Source organism: Vibrio chagasii (genome assembly GCA_041879415.1).
In the GTDB taxonomy this organism is placed as follows: Bacteria; Pseudomonadota; Gammaproteobacteria; order Enterobacterales; family Vibrionaceae; genus Vibrio.
In genome coordinates this window covers 1116124-1133876 of sequence record CP090852.1, presented here as the reverse complement: position 1 = coordinate 1133876, position 17753 = coordinate 1116124, and the positions used below count along the sequence as shown (strand labels likewise).

The following is a 17753-nucleotide window of genomic DNA, read 5'->3' as shown; positions in this document are numbered from 1 at the left end:
TGATAATAATTTTACAGTGTGATTATCTGGCTCTGACTCTTCACCAGACAATGACATAGAATTCATTCACCGCTGAAATATCACTAATTTTAATCCTTATTATGCCCTCCGATACAAAAACATAATTAAGGAAAGACAATGAAAATCAAAGCAGTGGTAATGGCAGCAACAACCGTGGTGACACTCTCAGCGTGTAAAGAGGAAGCTTCTGCCCCAACACTTGCCAATATTACGTTAGTTGAGGCCGTCACCAAATCGGTCAAGACTCCTCATAAGGTTTGCCATAACGTACTGGTTACTCGACAAGCTGAGGTGAAAGACGAAGCCAAGATTATAGGCACGATCGGCGGCGCTGCTGCTGGGGCCGCTTTGGGCAACCAAGTCGGAGGTGGCTCAGGAAAAACCATCGCGACGGCTGTTGGCACGGTAGCAGGAGCAATGACAGGGCGTAAGATTCAAGATAACGCACAGAAAAACGATACAATAACGACTACCGAGCAACGCTGCAGCACCGAATACACCACATCGACACAAGTTGATGGATACGATGTGACTTACGAAATCGGCGGCGCTTTGACGACCGTACGTTTGGCTAAAAAGCCAACCACAAACACTTTCCCGATCGTCTCAGGTCAGGTTGTCTTGCCCCAATAGGATGAATAGACTCCCGCCTGTTAAATGGTGAATTCATTTTTTGTCAGAGTGTTTTAGCATTCATTGGCTTTGCGGGAAGGTAAATGGATAAAGAGGTTCATCAATAGGCTTTCTTGAGCTGGATGGGCTTCTTTCTTGCCTCTTATGACTTATTCCACATCCCCCAATACGTTCAACCCATACTCATTTGGGATCTCGTTGTAACTCAGCACAATCAGCTCTTTGGCAAAGGCTTTTGCTAACTTGGCGATCATCGGGCGTGTCGTGGGCGGTACAACTATAACCGGTGGCAGGTTTTGGCTCTGCATGGTTTGTACTATGGTCGGCATGCGGTTTTGGAATTTTTGCAAGATGGTCGGTTCAACAGGAATCGAGTCGAGAGGGATATTGGGATCGCTTTGCTGACTCAAAGAGATCGCGCCTTTCAATTCACCTTCTAAGGTTGCTCCAATAATGAAAGCATGGATGGTCTTGCTGTTTGGTGAGATCAAATTGACGATGGTTCGTTTTAACGCGACCCGAATATTAGAGGACAGCAAGATTGGGTCTTTTATGGTGTCGACGCTTTCAATAATGGTATTAGCGATGGTCCTTACGTTAATGATAGGCACTTGTTGAGCCAGTAACTGACGGATGACCTGCATTTGTAGGTTCGGGCTAATGACGCTCGCTAGGTTCTCTGCAAGCTCAGGGTGCTGCATAGCAAGTCGTTGGTTGAGGGCTTTTACATCATCGTAATTGAAGATGTTGTCTAGGTGTTCGCTGCATACTTTGCTGACGTGGGTCGCGATAACATCATGTACTTCAATGACCTGAAATCCATGGTTGATCGCCTTGGTTTTGTCGCCTTTTTTAATCCATAGGGCTGGAAGCTGATAAGCAGGGTCGATGCCAACAATGCCATCCAGATCTGGGTGGTCAATATGGTTGCCGACTGCCATCGCTTTATCGGCATACACCTCACCACGCTCAATCTCATCACCATCAATGCTAATGGCATACTCAGAAGGCTTGAGTGAAAGGTTGTCGGTGATGACCACTTCTGGCATCACAAAGCCTATTTGTTCACTGAGTGTCTTTCGGCTACCACGGATACTTTTAATCAAATTGCCGCCCTTTTGTGAGCTCGCCAAAGGAACCAGCTTGAAGCCTAACGACAAAGCAATCACATCGACGTTGGGAATAATGCTCCAATCGATGGTGTTTTCTTGGTGGGGCTGAGGAAGCGCATCTAAATCGGGGCTGGTCTCGGGTGTCACATGCTGAAATTTCGATTGTCTCCAGCCGACGAACGCTAGCAAGACGGCAAAGGTATAAAAGGCTAAGTGTGGCATGTTTGGCACGCTACCGATAACAAACATAACCCCTGCTGCCATGTATAAGTTGTTCGGTGACGCAAGTAACTGCCTTTTGACCGTTTGCGCCATGTCGTTATCGTTGTCACTGATTCGCGTCACGATAATAGCGGCAGAGGTGGCCAGCAACAGCGATGGAATTTGAGCAACCAGACCATCACCAATCGTTAGTAGGGCATAGGTTTGAAAAGCCGCTTCTGCGCTGAGGTTGTGCTCAAAAATGCCTATCAGCACTCCCCCGATTACGTTGATGAATAGAATCAATAGCCCGGCAATCGCATCACCACGAACAAACTTACTGGCACCGTCCATTGCGCCATAGAACTCAGCCTCTTCTCCTACTTCTAAACGTCGAGTTTTGGCTTCTTTCTGATCGATTGCACCTGCATTTAAGTCGGCATCGATGGCCATCTGTTTCCCTGGTAGGGCATCCAGAGTAAAGCGCGCAGATACTTCGGAGATCCGTTCGCCCCCTTTGGTGATAACCACAAAGTTAATGATCATCAAGATCACGAATACTACGATACCGACAACGTAGCTCCCGCCAATAACCACTTCACCGAAAGATTGAATGACCTTACCTGCGGCGTCTCCGCCATTGTGACCTTCGAGTAGAACAATACGGGTAGAGGCGACGTTAAGAGTTAATCGAAGTAAGGTTGCGACAAGTAATAGTGATGGAAATATAGAGAAATCAAGCACTCGCGAAACGGTGCTGCTGACCAGTAAGACAACAATGGCAAGCATGATGTTAAAGGTAAAAAACGCATCCAATAGAATAGGAGGCAGCGGCAAAATCACCATCGCCAAGATCATGAGTAACACAATTGGAATTGTTAGCCTTGCAGCCACTGTATTAAATACGTGTCTCATAACAACCATTATTATGAATATTGTTGATTAATATACTAGGATATTTTTACGTACTTCTCATTTTTGAGCCTTGCTATTTTTAAATTTAGTGATCTTTTTTCGAAAAATATGAAATGAAAATTTTCCTCTGTCGTTAACAGTTAGTGAACAGCAAACACAGATGGGGAACATCAGATGGCTATATCAGTACATACAAATTACGCAAGCTTAGTGACTCAAAATACATTGCAGTCGACCAACAATGCGTTAACTAAATCAATGGAAAAACTGTCCACCGGCTTTCGAATTAACTCAGCTGCGGATGATGCGGCGGGTTTGCAAATTGCTAACCGTTTGGAAGCTCAATCACGTGGGATGAGCGTGGCAATGCGTAATTCTCAGGATGCAATCTCTATGATGCAAACAGCAGAGGGGGCCTTTGATGAGATGACCAATATTGCATATCGAATGAACGACCTAGCTGTTCAGTATGCAAATGGGACTAATTCTACAGCAGACCAAACTGCGATTGATGTTGAGTTTAATGCGCTTAGTGATGAGCTGGCCAACATAGCGTCGAATACGAATTTTGGTGGTACGAATTTGTTAACTACAGGTAGCTTCGGCGCAGGTGCGGTTGTGTTTCAGATAGGCACCTCATCAACTGAAACTTTAACGGTTAATGCATCAACTGAAGTCGGTGCGGTGACAGGTCACGCACTAGCGGCCGGTGGTGGTGCTTTAACTGCTGCATCTAATATCGATAACCTCTCTGGTGCGGGTGGTCTTATTGAACTGCTGGGTACTGCGCGAGCTGAGTTCGGTGCGAATATTAACCGTCTTGAACATACTATTACCAATCTTGGCAACATGACGGAAAACCTAGAGTCCTCTAAAGGTCGAATCATGGATACCGATTTTGCCTCTGAGTCCGGCATGATGAGTAAGTCTCAAATGCTCATGCAATCAGGTGCTTCTATGCTGAGTGCATCTAAGATGGTGCCGCAGTTGGCGATGAGCTTATTGGGCTAGGTTGAGTGGTAATTGTTTACGCAGTAATGGCTATATACATAGCCGATCACTAGGAGGGTAGAGCTGTACCTCCTATAGAATTAAGGGGAAGGGTTATGAACGTTGACGCGGCTCAGTTAGCCAGTAATTTTGCCAGTTTAGATGTGCAGCCGTTTGAGTTTCGTTACAACCAAAAGCTGTCGATGATCGCTTCTAAAACATCCGCTATCGGTAAAGTTAAAACGGCCCTTCAATCTCTCGAAAACAAGATCTATGAATTCACGAAATCGGGCTCAAGTCTCACTCAAACGTCAACCTCGACATCGAGTGATGACTATTTTTCTCTCTCCGTCGATTCTGGTGTGAATGACATGAACTTAGATGTTTTTGTGCAACAGATGGCTTCTAATCATCAAGTGGTTTTTGATGCCAACTCGGTCGATTCAAATGATGTGATGGCGTCGGGGGGCGTATTTTCTGTCACTCAAGACGGCGTTACTACAGACATCAATATTATGGATGCAGACACTGACGTAAGCGGTGATGTCACGTACAGCGAGTTTGTCAGTTACTTCAATGATCAATTTGACGGTTCTATTCAAGCTACTCTCGTTAAGTCGCAAGGGGCGATGAAAGTACTGTTTGGTTCTGAAAATGAAGGTGCTGACGCAGCTTTTACTTTGTCTGCAGATGCAGCAAGTGGTTGGGATACAGTCGTCGCGACAGCAAGCGCTGCACCTATGCAAACCGCCCAAGATGCGGTGATCGCACTCGGTGGTGAGTTTGGCACTCAACTTACTAACTCAAGTAATACCTTTGAATCGCTTATCGATGGGGTCGACCTTACGCTGACTAAGGCGAACAACGCCGGAGATTCAGCGACAAAGATCGAAATAGGTGATGACTTTTCTGCCACGGTCGCTTCTTTACAAGAGTTTGTCGACGCCTATAACAGCGCCGTTACCGAGATCACTAACCTGACTGCCTCTGGTAATGAGGATGAGGCAAGGGGAGTGTTGGCTTCAGATAGCGCAGTGCGCAGTATTGAAAACCAACTGGCTAGCGTTATTCGAGATGATTACAACGGTACTCGCTTGTTTGAGTTAGGGCTCGAAATCGACCGTGATGGCAAGCTCAGCCTGGACTCTAGCAAATTTGAAAGTACGGCAGCGACGGTCGATTTTGAAACGCTATTTACCGGAAGCGGTGGAGTTTTTGAAGCGTTTGAAAGCAAACTTGAAACCTATATCGACTTCTCCAACGGCTCCCTTAATCGACGCATCGATACACTCGACAATGAAAAGAGCCGCATTAATGACGCCTTAGCGGCACTCGACACTCGTTATGAGACTTACTACAACCGCTACTTGTCTCAGTTTACTCAACTGAACTCACTCAGTAGCCAGTTGGATTCGGTATCGGGACTTTTCACTATTTAGGGAGCTACACATGCTTTTAGGGAAACAGCAGCAAGCCAATTATGCCAATGTTCAAGTGACGGCGAATGCTTCAGTGTCGTCGAGCTTTGAATTGATTTGTATGTTACATGAGCGACTGATTCAAGAGTTGGAAAGTGTAAAATTCTCAATTGAAACCAAAGACTTGGAACTCAAATCCAAAGCAACACAAAAATCGATTGATATTTTAGTCGGGCTCGATGCGTCTCTAGATTTATCGACCGGGGAAGAGCTTATCCAAAACATACACGCCTTATATGAGCACGCCATAGCGACTGTATTTGAGGCGTCAAAAGAGATGAATACCGAGCTGATAGTTAAGTTGATTGGCGTCGTGACCGATCTGAAAGAGGGCTGGGAAGGCGCCATGGAGTGGCTTGATGAAGCCCAGTCCTAAACAGCTAGAACGTCTTGTCAGTAAGTTAGAGGATGCAGCAAATCATAAAAAATTTGCTGAGATCGCGAAACTTAATCTGTTAGTGAAAAAGGTGCTTATAGCCGTTGAACAGTCGCACCCTGACTATGTTGTTATCGTCAGGCGACTGAAGGCGATTCATGAGCAATGCCGAATCTTGGTGAACCATGAACAAGCCATATTAAAACAGCAGCTTAGTAACAATATCAGTCTACGTGAACGTGACAAAGCCTATGCTCAGACACAGGTCAGAGCGGGAGAGTAATTATGGAATTGCAAGCACAAACGTCGTCTTATCGGGGGAGTTTGGATGTACTGTCGACGGCAAGTTCTTCGGTGAAAAGTAACACCGCGAGTACGTTATCGGCGCCTCAAGCCTTTGACCACTTAGCTTCTGATCCGGTAGCTTCTGCCCCTTTAGCTTCTGAACGATTGGCTTCAGAATTGGGCGAAATACGTATGACGCCGCTTGCACAGTCTTTTCAGTCGCTATTTTCGGTACTCGACCAGGTGAGTTCGTCTATGGCTGCAAGCTCTCCAGATCCTGCTTATCTCACCACCTCCAATTCTCCTGAAGGCATGGCTGGTTTTGCTCATTCGGTACTCTCTTACTCACAACTATCTAATTCTGAATTATTGAATCCTGAGCTTGATACTACTCACTCTTACTTACCTTTATCTCAACTGGAATCATCAGTGCAAGGGTTGAACTTGAGTGATAGAGCGGCGGTGCAGTCGCTCAATTCGCCACAAGAGCTTGTGTTGCAATCACAGATTCAACCACCGCAGTTAAGTGCGATTGCTCGTTCTGTTACCCAACAGTTGGAGTCGATGAATCAAAGACGGGGAGTAGGTTTTGAATTCGGTTCAACGAGCAGCGCTTTATTGTCTTCTAAGGGAGTGGAATATTCAGGGCTTGATTGGCCAGCGAATACGCCTTCATTTTTTGGTCACACGCCTAATAGATATAACCCCTCTGAGCTTGCTTTGTCGTCTACTCATCAGCTGGCCAGTTCAATGTTCAACGCCACTCCTGCAAGCCTCAAATTAGGCGCTACTTCCAACACACCATTGTTAACGGGGTTGCCCTTAGTTGAAGCCGTTAATGCTACCAGTGATAGCAGCCATGTTAGGGCGATGGCCCCGGTGGTTGAAGCGACCAAAGAGCTTAGTTTAGAGAGCCAAAGGCAGATACATCAAGTTTTGAGAGACAAAATCCAGCTTCAGTTCGATACGTTAAATCAGGCGGCTCGAATTCGTTTTGATCCACCTGAATTAGGTAAGGTCGAGATGTATATTCGCATGGACGGTGACAAAGTTAACATCCAAATGAGTGCGTCATCAGCGCTAACCAGAGAAGCCATCTTAGCGACATCTGAGCGTTTGAGACACGAATTGACCGCGCAAAATTCCGAATTGTCTGAGGTAAATATTGTTCTCGACCAGCCGACTCATCGCCAACCTGATTCGAAGCAACAAAATCAGCTCTTAGAGCAAGAACGTCTGTCCTCCAGTGATGATCACGCGCAAGAGCAACCAGAGTACGTACTGGAATACCAAGCATACATAGCGAGGGTCTGAACATGATTAAAGTCTTTATCACCTTTGCTTTAACCCTTGCTCTATGTGTAACCGGTTTTTGGTTTTATCAAACCAATCAGCTGAATATGGCGGTCTTGAGTTCATGGTTAACCCCGAGTGAGCCAGAGCCGGCTCCAACGCAACAGATTGAGGTTCAGTTAGAAAATGTGCTTGTGCCGATTAATTTAGGTAACCGACAAAGTCTGTTGTTGCTGGATGTCTCTATGTTTACGCCAGAGAGAAACAGTGGTTACGTGCATGATCAACTGAGCAGAATCAAAAATCGAATCATCAAAAAATTCAGTGTGAAGGAGGCGTCTTATTTTTATAACAAGCAGTTTATCTATGTCATTCAAGATGATTTGAAAGACGATTTGGACGAGTTACCAAGCTTACAAGTGGGTGATGTGCTTGTGACCAAAGCGGTATTTCAATAGGTCGTCATCATGTTAATGCAGCCCAAGTATCAACACACCCAAACTGATGACCAAGCAACGCTACAAGAGCTTGAGAAGTTGGTATTGCAGCAAAACATTAAGTTGATTAATGGGCTGCTGTATCAATACCGTTATGCGGTGGATGAGGGCACGTTTGAAGACCTTAAACAGACCGCCATGATGACCTTAGTGATTGAATTGAGAAAGTTTGACCATGTGGCTAATGATGATTTTCGCCGTGCCGTTGCGGTGCGTATTCGTGGTGAATTGATCGATGAATTGCGTCGACGTGACTACATGGAGCGTGATAAGCGCCAACTGGTTAATCGCATCAAACATGCCGAGCGACAGTTACTCCAGCAACTCGGGAGGGAGCCAACCAGCAATGAAGTCTGTCGACATTTAGGGGTTGAAGCGAGCGATTATCAGCAAGCTATGACTCTCGTGGATGTGTTTGATGATATCGAGCTAGAGTCGGTGGTAACCGCTGTCCCCGAAGCCGACAAAGAAGTGCTGTTTAACGAGGTAAAAGAGGTGTTGAACTCGCTTCCTGCAATGGAGCAGCGGATTCTGTACCTGGTTTATGTGAAGAGCTTGAGCACCAAAGAGACAGCGTTGGTCCTTGATATCAATGAGATTAAGGTACACCGACTCAAGCATCGAGGCTTGGGCATTCTCAAAAGCAGAATTAAGGAGAGTGATGTATGCAAAAGTTAATCGGCATTGTCGTTGTATTGAGCGTGATTTTTGGCGGCTTCATTTTCCTTGGTGGTAAGTTTGAGTTCATCTTTAAGCTATCAGAGATCATCATTATTTTTGGTGCGGCCTTCGCCAGCTTGCTGATGTCTACGACCTCTTCAACGCTTAAATTGATGGTACAACAGATTGGAATTGCGTTTCGATCGACCCCTTACAACAAGGACTATTATCAGCAGTTATTGTCATTGATGTTTGAGCTGATCAATACCGCGAGAGTGAAGAACATCAAAGCGTTGGATATTCATGTGGAGAATCCTGAATCCAGCAAGATTTTCGCGAAGTATCCCCGAATTGCCAAAGATGCGTTGACCACGCAATTTATTATCGATTCGTTCCGTCAGGTGATTACGGGTAAGCAATCTCAACATTTACTTGAGGCGTTTCTTGAAGAAGAAATCGAACATCTAGAAGACGAATATACTAAGCCGTCAGAGAAACTGCATGCCACTGCTGAGGCGATGCCAGGGTTAGGGATCTTAGCGGCGGTGATGGGGATAATCCTCACGATGCAGGGGTTAGATGGTGAGATAAGCGAAATTGGTAAGAACATTGCTGGCGCATTGGTGGGTACTTTCACTGGCGTTTTTGGTTGTTACTGTGTGTTAGGTCCGATGTCGAGCAGCATTAAAGATGTGTCGGAGAATCAGCTAGCGCCTTTGTTGTGTGTTAAGTCGATATTGTCCGCTTATGCGCAAGGGCAGTCCGCTCACATGTGTGCCAATGCCGGTCGAAAAAATATCGAGACGCGCTACAAGCCATCATTTGTTGAACTTGAGAAAGCGGTTGAAGTATTAAGACAGCAGCCGTCATCAAGTTAAGGAGACGATGATGCAGCAACCTCAAATCATTATTCAGAAAAAAGGTCGCCGTAAGCGTAATGAACTGCAACATGGTGGTTGGAAGGTCGCAATGGCGGATCTGATGATTTCGCTGATGTGTCTCTTCTTGGTGCTATGGATTTTGCAGGTCGTGGATGTTGACGACCAGAAAAAACTCCTCAATTACTTTGCTTACGGCAACGACCCAATCATGCATTTAGGCACCAGTGAGAGTGGTGGCAATTCAATTAATCCGCTACCACTGCCTCATGTCGCGACCTCCCACTATGATGCCGATCTTCATCGGATTAATGACACCTCAGTTTTGCAAGGGGAATTCAACAGTCAGCAGGAGCTTGAAATGCTGGCACAGCGCATAACCCAAGAGCTTTCAGGCATTGATGCACTTGGCAGTGTCAGTGTTTTTGTTACGCCACAGGGCGCTAAATTAGTGATTGCAGACTCAGACAAAGGGCCGATGTTTTTCCGAGGTGGCGCGAAAGTGACGCCTTTTTATCAGGACCTGTTACTCAACCTCGCAGGCTTACTCGAGAATATTGAGAATAAGATGATCATTACTGGTCATACGGACGCCAGTCGCTATAAGGGAAGCCGCATGACGAACTGGGAGCTATCAAGCAATAGAGCAAATAGCGCACGTTACTATTTGAATAAAGGAGGGTTGCAAGAGCGGCATATTTTCCAAGTGACTGGAATGAGTGATACTGCTCCAGTCGATTATGAGAACACCAAGTCTGGCATTAATCGTCGCATCGAGCTCTATATTTTAACGGCGAATACGTTGGCGCAATTAAACAAGGTCTACAAGTCTTTTGCGATTGGCAGCGCTAAAGGTAATGGCTCTTCGCCACTTGCTCAGCATGAGTTAGATAAGGTTTTGCCCGACAGTAAGAGAAGGGCCGTTAGACAAGCGGAGTTGAACCAACCAGTCACCTCTTTTGAAGTGCTAAGTCGCTATGACTGAATCACTCAACGTCATGTTTAACACACGAAAGTGCCTAGCTTGGCTAGTACTGATTGATTACATCTTAATTGGTTATTATGTCTATTTAGCGACAAGTTTGCTGTATTTCGATGTTTTTATCGTAGGTTTGTTGATTGCTATCTACAATATTTTGTTGGTGATGTTTATTGTGCAACAGCCACAAGGTTTTATTTCTCTCGAGAAAGATAAGCACTTAGTGATTCCCATCTGTTTCGCGGTGTTTCTGGGTTGTACCATCGTGGTATTAACCTTTTTTTGGTGAGTCTTTGAATGAACAGAGCATAGGTGTGCTTCTAAGGTTGAAAGTCGCTGTTAACACGGATAAAGAACGATTAATACGTATCAAAACAATACGATGATGGAGTGATGTTTTGGCAAAATGTTTGAGCGCTCAACTTCTCGTACACTGGTTATTTAGGCTGGTGCTGTTCCTTATGTGTCTTCAAATTACTTCCAGTTATGCGCAAAATCGTCCGCCCCATAACGCAATCCAGCCCCACATCAATACGCTTAAGCCATATCAAAGCCAAATACTGAAAAAGCTAGAAGAGTTCGACCCATTGGTTAACGAGATCTTTAGGCAGCTTGCTGAGCGGTCACTCCCCGACAGCTTAGTGTTGGTACCTATGCTTGAGTCTTCGTACAACGCCAACGCGGTATCTCACGCTAAAGCGGCAGGTTTATGGCAGCTGATGCCAGCCACTGCTGAAAGGTTTGGTTTGACGGTTAATGACAGGCAAGATCAAAGGTTTGAGATTGAACCTAGCACTCATGCGGCGATGCAGTATCTCGATTTTTTGTATCGCAAGTTTGATGGAGATATTAACCTCACGCTTGCGGCATATAACGCTGGAGAGGGGCGAGTGCAACGGGCTGTTAAAAAGGCGGGTAGTCGGCAGTTTTCCGATTTACGATTACCTAAAGAGACCGTCGATTATGTTCATCGTTTTTACGCCTTGCTAGTGTTAGTGGACGTCACTTCACTTAAAAAAAACTCGGTTGCGCCAATGTGGCTGTTTGCCAGCGAAAGTCACTGGCAAAACGCGCCTTTGGTTGACTTAAACCCCTTACCACCGTTGGTTTCGTTGTGATGGTTAGTGAATACGAGAATCACTTTTTGGAATTAAAAGTACACAAGCCTCTTTTAAAACGAGCGGCACGGAGCGAAGATATCTTGGTTCTTCCTATACTCAGTGGTTTGCACGTCCATTAAGCCAAGTAGGGAGTCAAACAAGTTATCGTGTGAAAAACTCTGCTCTTTTCCTGCCTTTCTTAAGCAAGTCTGGTTGATCCCTTTTTGCTCGGCAAAGCCATCAGACATCCATACAATCATCGGGACATGGGTTTGTTCTTTCGGTGCTAATGAATAAGGCATCCCATGAAGGTAAACGCCGTTCTCCCCCAAAGACTCTCCGTGATCCGAGATATACATCAGCGCGACATTGTATTTTTCTGTCAGCGTCTCAAGTTTCTGGATCGCCTGTGAGATAAAGAAATCCGTGTATAAGATGGTGTTGTCGTAGGTATTGACGACTTCCTCTTTGGTGCAGTTTTCAATATCTGCACGAGCACAGTCTGGCGTGAATTTCTTATGTTCTTCTGGGTAACGTTCAAAGTAGGTTGGGCCATGAGAACCCGAAATATGGTAGAAAATGATGCTATTTTGTTTAATATCTTGAGTATCTTTCTCGAAATCCTCTAGCATCGCTGTGTCATAGCACACGTCTTTGTTGCACAAAGGATCGCTATCTTTGGCTACCAGAGTCATCTCTTTGATTCGGTGTGCTACTGCCTTGTCTCCACCATCGTGCTCTCGCCAGATTGAGTGAATACCGGCTCGGTTCATGATGTCGACCACGTTATCTTGGTTGTAGGCTTTGTCGCGGTCGTAGTTACTTCGGTTCATGTTAGAGAACATGCAGGGTACAGACACGGCGGTAGCGGTTCCACATGACTGTACGTCAGAGAAAAATATTGGGTTGTAAGGTTTGGTATGAGCGTTGGTTTCTCGCTCGTAGCCATGATATTGGTAGTTATACACGCGTGCAGTTTCGCCGAGCACAAACACCAGTAAGGTCGGTTTGGTTGCGGTTTTTGCTTGCGGCTTTTGTTGGGCGTCTAACCCTAATTCTTGATAAGGAACCGGTTGTTTGATATAGGTGTTATTGATGTATTTTACCGTCGATGCCACGTACTCGGTCGGGATAATCATCTTCTTGATATGAGAGTTATTACGACCAATTGAGACATAATCTTTGTAGAACAGCCCTGCGATGATGGTAATCACGATCAAAGATGAAAGCAGCCCAATAGCTTTCCATACTAGGAAGTCTTTCCACGATTCTTTTTCTAATTTTGTGAACAAAAGAGCGATAGATGGAATGCCGCCCATCAGCACCAGCCACAATGCAGAGTGAGCGCTTACATAACTGGCCGCTTCACCACTATTGGTTTCGAATACGTTTTCTATCATCCCGTAGTCTACATAGATGCCATAGTTAAACATGCTGTAGCTGACGAGTGTTGAAGTGATAAGCAAGAAGATAAAAAATGGCTTGGAGAATATTGGCCAGTTGAAGATTTGGAAGATGAAGTTGAACGCTGCGAGGAAGAAGATTGGAATGGATAGAACAAACCAGAGGCTTTCAGATTTTGAAGACTGAACAATACTAAATAGTTCTTGGGAGAGCGGTATGTTGATAATCAGCAGGTAATATACCGCCAATACAAAGGGCAGTTTGTTTATCGACATATTTACACTTGGTAGATTCACTATGCTTGTCTCCTGCGCTTTTTATCCCTTTATTTTAGTCTCGCTATCAAGAAAGCTCTAATATCAACCTACACAGCTCAAATAGACGATCGTGAGCGATAACTGGCTAAAGTGAAATGACGCGTTTGGGGCAGTAGAAACAAAAAATTCACTTTACTGAGTGACCTTCATGACAAGGTGGAACAGCAAAGTGAATTATTTACGTTAGGGTGTTCTACGTAGGCTCGCTACATTAGAAGTTGTAAGAACCACCTAGGCTAACACTGCTGAATGCCAGTGTCTTGTCATCAGTTTTGAATGAACTGTTGTTTCCGACATAGTAGTTTTCTACGCTCACAGCATCAGCTTGTGAAATTAGGCGTAGTGTTAGGTTTTCGATTGGCGTGTATTCAACACCCAGACCGAAGTGGAAACCTGTACCGCTGTCATCAGCGTAACCAGCACTCTTGTTTGCGTTTAGGTCAACAGAGCTTAAACCAGCCAATACGAACGGACGAATTGTGTTGTCGAACGTGTAACCTAGGTTTGCAGATACAGAAACAGACGTTGGAGACAGTTTATCTGTACCTTTTTTGTAGTCTGCGTAGTCGTTGTAGCCAAGTTCAACACCAACAATACGGTTGAACTGGTAGCCACCATATAGGTTGTAACCCATACCGTCTGAGTCTAGGTTGCCTTGACCGTCTGTATCAGAATCTTGGTACACACCAAGGCCACCACCGATGTACGCACCGCCGTCAGTTCCTGCTGCTAATGCTGGAAGAGAAACCGCACCGATTAAGCCCAGTGCTAATGCTGATTTCGCGAATTTGTTCATTGTTCTTACTCACTCTTTAATGTCATGCAGTATCAATTATTTTTGTTTTTGGCCTTTCGACCGTTGGTGAGCATTATTCCGTAGTCTTATACGTATTACTGTATGGCTTTGTAAGCTAAATCGTTACATAGTAGAAAATATATCCATCAGATTGCTTAGTGAGTTAGGCTGCCAAAACAAGGAATACACATGCTAATGAGACAAAATACAGGCTTGGTGGTTGTGGACGTTCAGGGCAAGCTCGCACGCCTTGTTGATGAGAGTGAGACACTTATTTCTAGCTGTCGGAAGCTGATTAAGGGCGCGCAGGTTTTGGGGCTGCCCATCATTTACTTGGAGCAGAATCCAGATAAATTGGGATCAACAGTCAGCGAACTGAATGACTTATTGAGCGATGTTGAGTTAGTAACTAAATTCACATTCAACGCGTGTGATGAGCCCCAGTTTGTTGAGGCTGTGCAAGCCAAGAACGTGGATACGTGGTTGGTGTGTGGGATTGAGGCTCATATTTGCGTGTATCAAACGGCAATAGGGTTATTGGATCTTGGCTACAAAGTTGAGGTAATTAGCGACTGTATTGGTTCTCGAACGGCGTTTAATAAGGAGCTAGCCATTTGCCGAATGCGAGAGTCAGGCATTCAAATCACTGGGTTAGAGATGAGCTTATACGAGCTTGTGAAAGACTGCCGAACCCCAGAGTTTAAACCTATCCTTTCCCTTATTCGTTAACTATGGCTTCGTTAACGTCCAACTCGTTAATTTTCCCATTTGAAGAGGTCTATTTGAGCAATCTAATTGTATTTACTGGTGGGCCGGGATCCGGCAAAACCTCGGTTATCGACGCTTTGAAAAGCAAGGGCTATCGCTGCGCACCAGAGGTTGGGCGTAAAGTGATTCAACACCAAGTATCCCAACAAGGGAGTGCTTTACCTTGGCTAGATAAAGTGGCTTTTCGTGATGAGATGGTGCGCGAAGAATTAGTCAATTATCAGGCGTTTCAGGCGAGTAACCTGCCCGTTTTCTTTGATAGATGCATTGTCGATTCATACGGCTACAGCCTGTTAGAAGCACTGCCTATTCCAGACTCCTTACTAGATCTCTGCAATGAACTTGAATACAGCACTAAGGTGTTTATCTTTCCACCTTGGGAGGCGATTTTTATCAATGACCAAGAGCGTAAACAGGATTTTGAAGAGGCAGTCGCCACCTATGAAAAGATGGTAGAAGCCTATACCCGATTTGGTTATCAACTGGTGGAAGTGCCGAAGAGCTCTGTTGAAGAACGAGTAGAGTTCATTTTAACTTCCATTGACTTAGATGAGTGATTTCAGGAAACATCCAAACGAAAAAGCCCAACAGTATCGACTCGATTGAGTGATTAATGCGGGGCTTTTCTATCTAGATTCAATTTTTACTGAGCTGTGGGAAGCTTAGTCTCGATAACGTTTAATCACCGAGAGGTTGTCGGTCGCCGCCACCTCGGTAGGAGTCTAAAGCAACCTTCAAGCGGCGCAGTTTATCGCGCGATCGGTTCTTGTGATTGACTGCCATGCCCATTGAAAGCACATCCACTAACGCTAGCATTGCGTAGCGAGACGCCGATGGCTTGTAGATGAAATCAGTTTCCATGTGCTTGATAGGTAACAAGATATCTGCAATGTTTGCCAATGGTGTGTCTTGTGGCGTAATTGCGATGATCTTAAGTCCGTACTGTTTAGCTAATGCGGCGGTTTCGGTGATAACGGGTGTAAAGCCTGTCGCGGAAATCATCACCATCACATCATTGGCATCGGCTGTTGCCGCAACCATGCGTGACATTAAGCCATCATTGTACGACACCACTGGATAGCCTAAACGAAACAGTCGGTGTTGCAGCTCTTGAGAGGCAATAGTTGAGCCGCCACCCATGCCGATTGCAATGATCTGTCTGGCGTTGTGCAGCCAGTTTACTGCAGTTTCAACATCTTGTTCGTTAAATAGAGTGCGGTTGATGTCTAGGCTCTGCTTGATCGACTCGTAGATACCTTGATAGCCAGTTTGGTTGACCGGCTCGAGAATAAAGCGCTGGCCAACTGTTAGGGTTTGAGCAAGCTTGATCTTCATATCACGTACGTTGTTACAGCCAATCGCCTTAGCAAAACGGGTAATGGTAGCTTCACTGACTTGCGCGTTTTCAGCGAGTTCTGTAATGCTGGCTTTGGCAGCAAAATCGATGTCATCCATTATCAGCTTGGCGACTTTTTTCTCGGCATCACGAAGAGCGGGAAAACGCTCTGTTATCTGTGAAATGATATCTACTTCTAAACTCAAGAATCCTGATCCTTTGTTGATGGGGCTAAGCCTTAGCCCCGTTAGTATATCTGAATGCTTCGCTGATTCTAGCTTATTGAAAAATCGAGCTAGAAGCAGGTCCCTACCCAGTTTGTTACCTGATAGTCGTCATCGCTGATAGCGATGTAACGCCACTTATCGAACGTCAAGCACGGGTGTGAGGTTGAGAACGCAATCATGTCACCCACTTCAATCTCTGATGAGCCGTCCGTTTCCACGAAAGTATGTTGATCCATCACCGCAGTCGCCGTCAGGCCTTTAACTGAGATAGATTCGCCATTGCGATATCCGCGTTCAGCAATAGGTAATCCCGCGTCGAAGGCCACATCACGTTTACCAAGCCCAATCACCAGTTTGGTTGGCTCTGGGCGAGAGATAACATATGCCCAAACCTCAAGTGCCGATTCTAAATCCCCACCCAGTTCACACGCGTAACCTTGGTTTACTTGTGCGCGCTGTAACACCTTGCTTTGAGCATCTAGGTAGATCCCAGTATCGTGAATGGCATAGCAACCTGGGCGGATGATCGCCAAGTAATCGGTTAGGTTCGCCAAGCACTCTGCCACCACATCATACCAAGCCGATCCCGCGCCAGTGATGATTGGCTGTCCCGTGATCAGTCCATCTGATGCAAGGCTTTCGACAGAGCTTAGTGCTTGCTCTAAGAAGGTACGAATATCTTGCTCGGCATTGTCGCCATGAATCACACCTTCGTACACCTCAATACCCGCAAGAGAAAGTGCAGGTGCGTCTTGAATGGTTTGTGCAAGCTCTAGAACCTCTTGTGGTGAGCGACAGCCACAGCGGCCGCCTGGTACTCCAAACTCAATCAGAACCTTTAGCGTTTGCTCGGTATTAGCGAAGTGTTGACTCAGTTGTTGCACGTTCACTGGTGAATCGACACAGCAGTAAAAGTCGACGTCGAATTCACGAATAAGTTGTTCGACGATCGCAATATTGGTTTTACCCACCAATTGGTTGGCCATGATGATTCTTTTTGCACCCGCCATTGCCGCAATCTCTGCTTGTGCAGGTGTCGCAACAGTAATTCCCCAAGCGCCGTTTTCTAGCTGCTGACGAAAAAAATCAGGCGTCATCGATGTTTTGCCGTGTGGTGATAATTTCACCTGATGATGATCGGCGAATGATTGCATCCAATTCAGGTTATTGGTTAAGGCTGATTGTTTGATAATTGCTACCGGAAGCGAAATATCTTCATCGACCAGTCGATAAACGCCGTTCTCAGTTTGTGATACTGCTCTCCCTTTTTGGCCTCTTTCAGTCAAGACGAAACAATCTTTTTGATACTTTATAACATCTTTTTGTGCAGGGTTATGTTTCATTGCTGATTCCTAACATGATTTAAGTGGTTGTTATTTAATGTTTAAATCTATCTTGCGTTTGCTTTGTGATAGAAACTATCACACAAATTAAAATATTATGTGTGTTTTGTCACTGAAAATAATCGGCTGTATTTTTAATATAGC

Annotated in this window: 19 protein-coding genes; 14 read left to right on the top strand and 5 right to left on the bottom strand. The window is 45.3% G+C overall.

The window, feature by feature from the left end; all coding sequences use genetic code 11:
- Positions 1-138 precede the first annotated feature (138 nt).
- On the top strand, positions 139-654 hold the full coding sequence (locus L0991_18910; protein ID XGB64102.1) for a glycine zipper 2TM domain-containing protein: 516 nt from the start codon (positions 139-141) through the stop codon (positions 652-654).
- A 149-nt stretch (positions 655-803) separates the two neighbouring features.
- Here the strand turns inward: L0991_18910 and L0991_18905 are convergent, their stop codons facing one another.
- Entirely contained in the window at positions 804-2891 is a 2088-nt protein-coding gene (locus L0991_18905) for a flagellar biosynthesis protein FlhA (GenBank protein XGB64101.1), read from the bottom strand.
- A 165-nt stretch (positions 2892-3056) separates the two neighbouring features.
- Between L0991_18905 and lafA the strand changes: the two genes are divergently transcribed.
- The 11 genes from lafA to L0991_18850 all read left to right on the top strand — a co-directional run bounded on the left by lafA (position 3057) and on the right by L0991_18850 (position 11436).
- The gene (gene lafA / locus L0991_18900; GenBank protein ID XGB64100.1) at positions 3057-3893 is read left to right on the top strand and encodes a lateral flagellin LafA; all 837 of its coding nucleotides are present in this window, start codon (positions 3057-3059) and stop codon (positions 3891-3893) included.
- A 95-nt stretch (positions 3894-3988) separates the two neighbouring features.
- Complete coding sequence (fliD, locus tag L0991_18895; GenBank protein ID XGB64099.1) at positions 3989-5311, top strand: flagellar filament capping protein FliD; 1323 nt, start codon at positions 3989-3991, stop codon at positions 5309-5311.
- 10 nt (positions 5312-5321) lie between these two features.
- On the top strand, positions 5322-5726 hold the full coding sequence (gene fliS / locus L0991_18890) for a flagellar export chaperone FliS (GenBank protein XGB64098.1): 405 nt from the start codon (positions 5322-5324) through the stop codon (positions 5724-5726).
- Positions 5710-6009, top strand: a complete 300-nt coding sequence (locus L0991_18885; GenBank protein ID XGB64097.1) for a hypothetical protein — start codon at positions 5710-5712, stop codon at positions 6007-6009. The genes fliS and L0991_18885 overlap by 17 nt, the downstream gene beginning before the upstream one ends.
- Positions 6010-6011: 2 nt before the next feature.
- Positions 6012-7325, top strand: a complete 1314-nt coding sequence (locus L0991_18880) for a flagellar hook-length control protein FliK (GenBank protein XGB64096.1) — start codon at positions 6012-6014, stop codon at positions 7323-7325.
- A gap of 2 nt (positions 7326-7327) precedes the next feature.
- Positions 7328-7762 carry a flagellar biosynthesis sigma factor gene (locus L0991_18875; GenBank protein XGB64095.1) on the top strand — a complete coding sequence of 145 codons (435 nt, stop codon included), beginning with the start codon at positions 7328-7330 and terminating at the stop codon, positions 7760-7762.
- Between the two features lie 9 nt (positions 7763-7771).
- Entirely contained in the window at positions 7772-8479 is a 708-nt protein-coding gene (locus tag L0991_18870; protein XGB64094.1) for a sigma-70 family RNA polymerase sigma factor, read from the top strand.
- Positions 8467-9339, top strand: coding sequence for a flagellar motor stator protein MotA (gene motA, locus L0991_18865; GenBank protein ID XGB64093.1), 873 nt, complete (start codon positions 8467-8469; stop codon positions 9337-9339). The genes L0991_18870 and motA overlap by 13 nt, the downstream gene beginning before the upstream one ends.
- A 7-nt stretch (positions 9340-9346) precedes the next feature.
- Positions 9347-10324 (top strand): OmpA family protein, encoded by a 978-nt coding sequence (locus L0991_18860; protein ID XGB64092.1) that lies wholly within the window; start codon positions 9347-9349, stop codon positions 10322-10324.
- Positions 10317-10607, top strand: a complete 291-nt coding sequence (locus L0991_18855) for a hypothetical protein (protein ID XGB64091.1) — start codon at positions 10317-10319, stop codon at positions 10605-10607. The genes L0991_18860 and L0991_18855 overlap by 8 nt, the downstream gene beginning before the upstream one ends.
- 172 nt (positions 10608-10779) lie before the next feature.
- Positions 10780-11436, top strand: coding sequence for a lytic transglycosylase domain-containing protein (locus tag L0991_18850; protein ID XGB64090.1), 657 nt, complete (start codon positions 10780-10782; stop codon positions 11434-11436).
- Between the two features lie 53 nt (positions 11437-11489).
- Here the strand turns inward: L0991_18850 and L0991_18845 are convergent, their stop codons facing one another.
- Both L0991_18845 and L0991_18840 read right to left on the bottom strand, forming a co-directional pair.
- Positions 11490-13118, bottom strand: coding sequence for a phosphoethanolamine--lipid A transferase (locus L0991_18845; protein ID XGB64089.1), 1629 nt, complete (start codon positions 13116-13118; stop codon positions 11490-11492).
- 232 nt (positions 13119-13350) lie between these two features.
- Entirely contained in the window at positions 13351-13935 is a 585-nt protein-coding gene (locus L0991_18840) for a porin family protein (protein ID XGB64088.1), read from the bottom strand.
- A 189-nt stretch (positions 13936-14124) separates the two neighbouring features.
- On the opposite strand from L0991_18840, the gene L0991_18835 reads away from it, so the two are divergent.
- Together L0991_18835 and L0991_18830 are read left to right on the top strand one after the other, a co-directional pair.
- Complete coding sequence (locus L0991_18835; GenBank protein ID XGB64087.1) at positions 14125-14664, top strand: hydrolase; 540 nt, start codon at positions 14125-14127, stop codon at positions 14662-14664.
- Positions 14665-14717: 53 nt separating this feature from the next.
- Positions 14718-15260: an AAA family ATPase gene (locus tag L0991_18830; protein XGB64086.1), complete on the top strand. Its 543-nt coding sequence runs from the start codon at positions 14718-14720 to the stop codon at positions 15258-15260.
- A gap of 121 nt (positions 15261-15381) precedes the next feature.
- Here L0991_18830 and L0991_18825 read toward each other — a convergent pair whose 3' ends face one another.
- Positions 15382-16245, bottom strand: coding sequence for a MurR/RpiR family transcriptional regulator (locus L0991_18825; GenBank protein XGB64085.1), 864 nt, complete (start codon positions 16243-16245; stop codon positions 15382-15384).
- 89 nt (positions 16246-16334) lie between these two features.
- On the bottom strand, positions 16335-17609 hold the full coding sequence (locus L0991_18820; protein XGB64084.1) for an amino acid deaminase: 1275 nt from the start codon (positions 17607-17609) through the stop codon (positions 16335-16337).
- Positions 17610-17753: the final 144 nt, after the last annotated feature.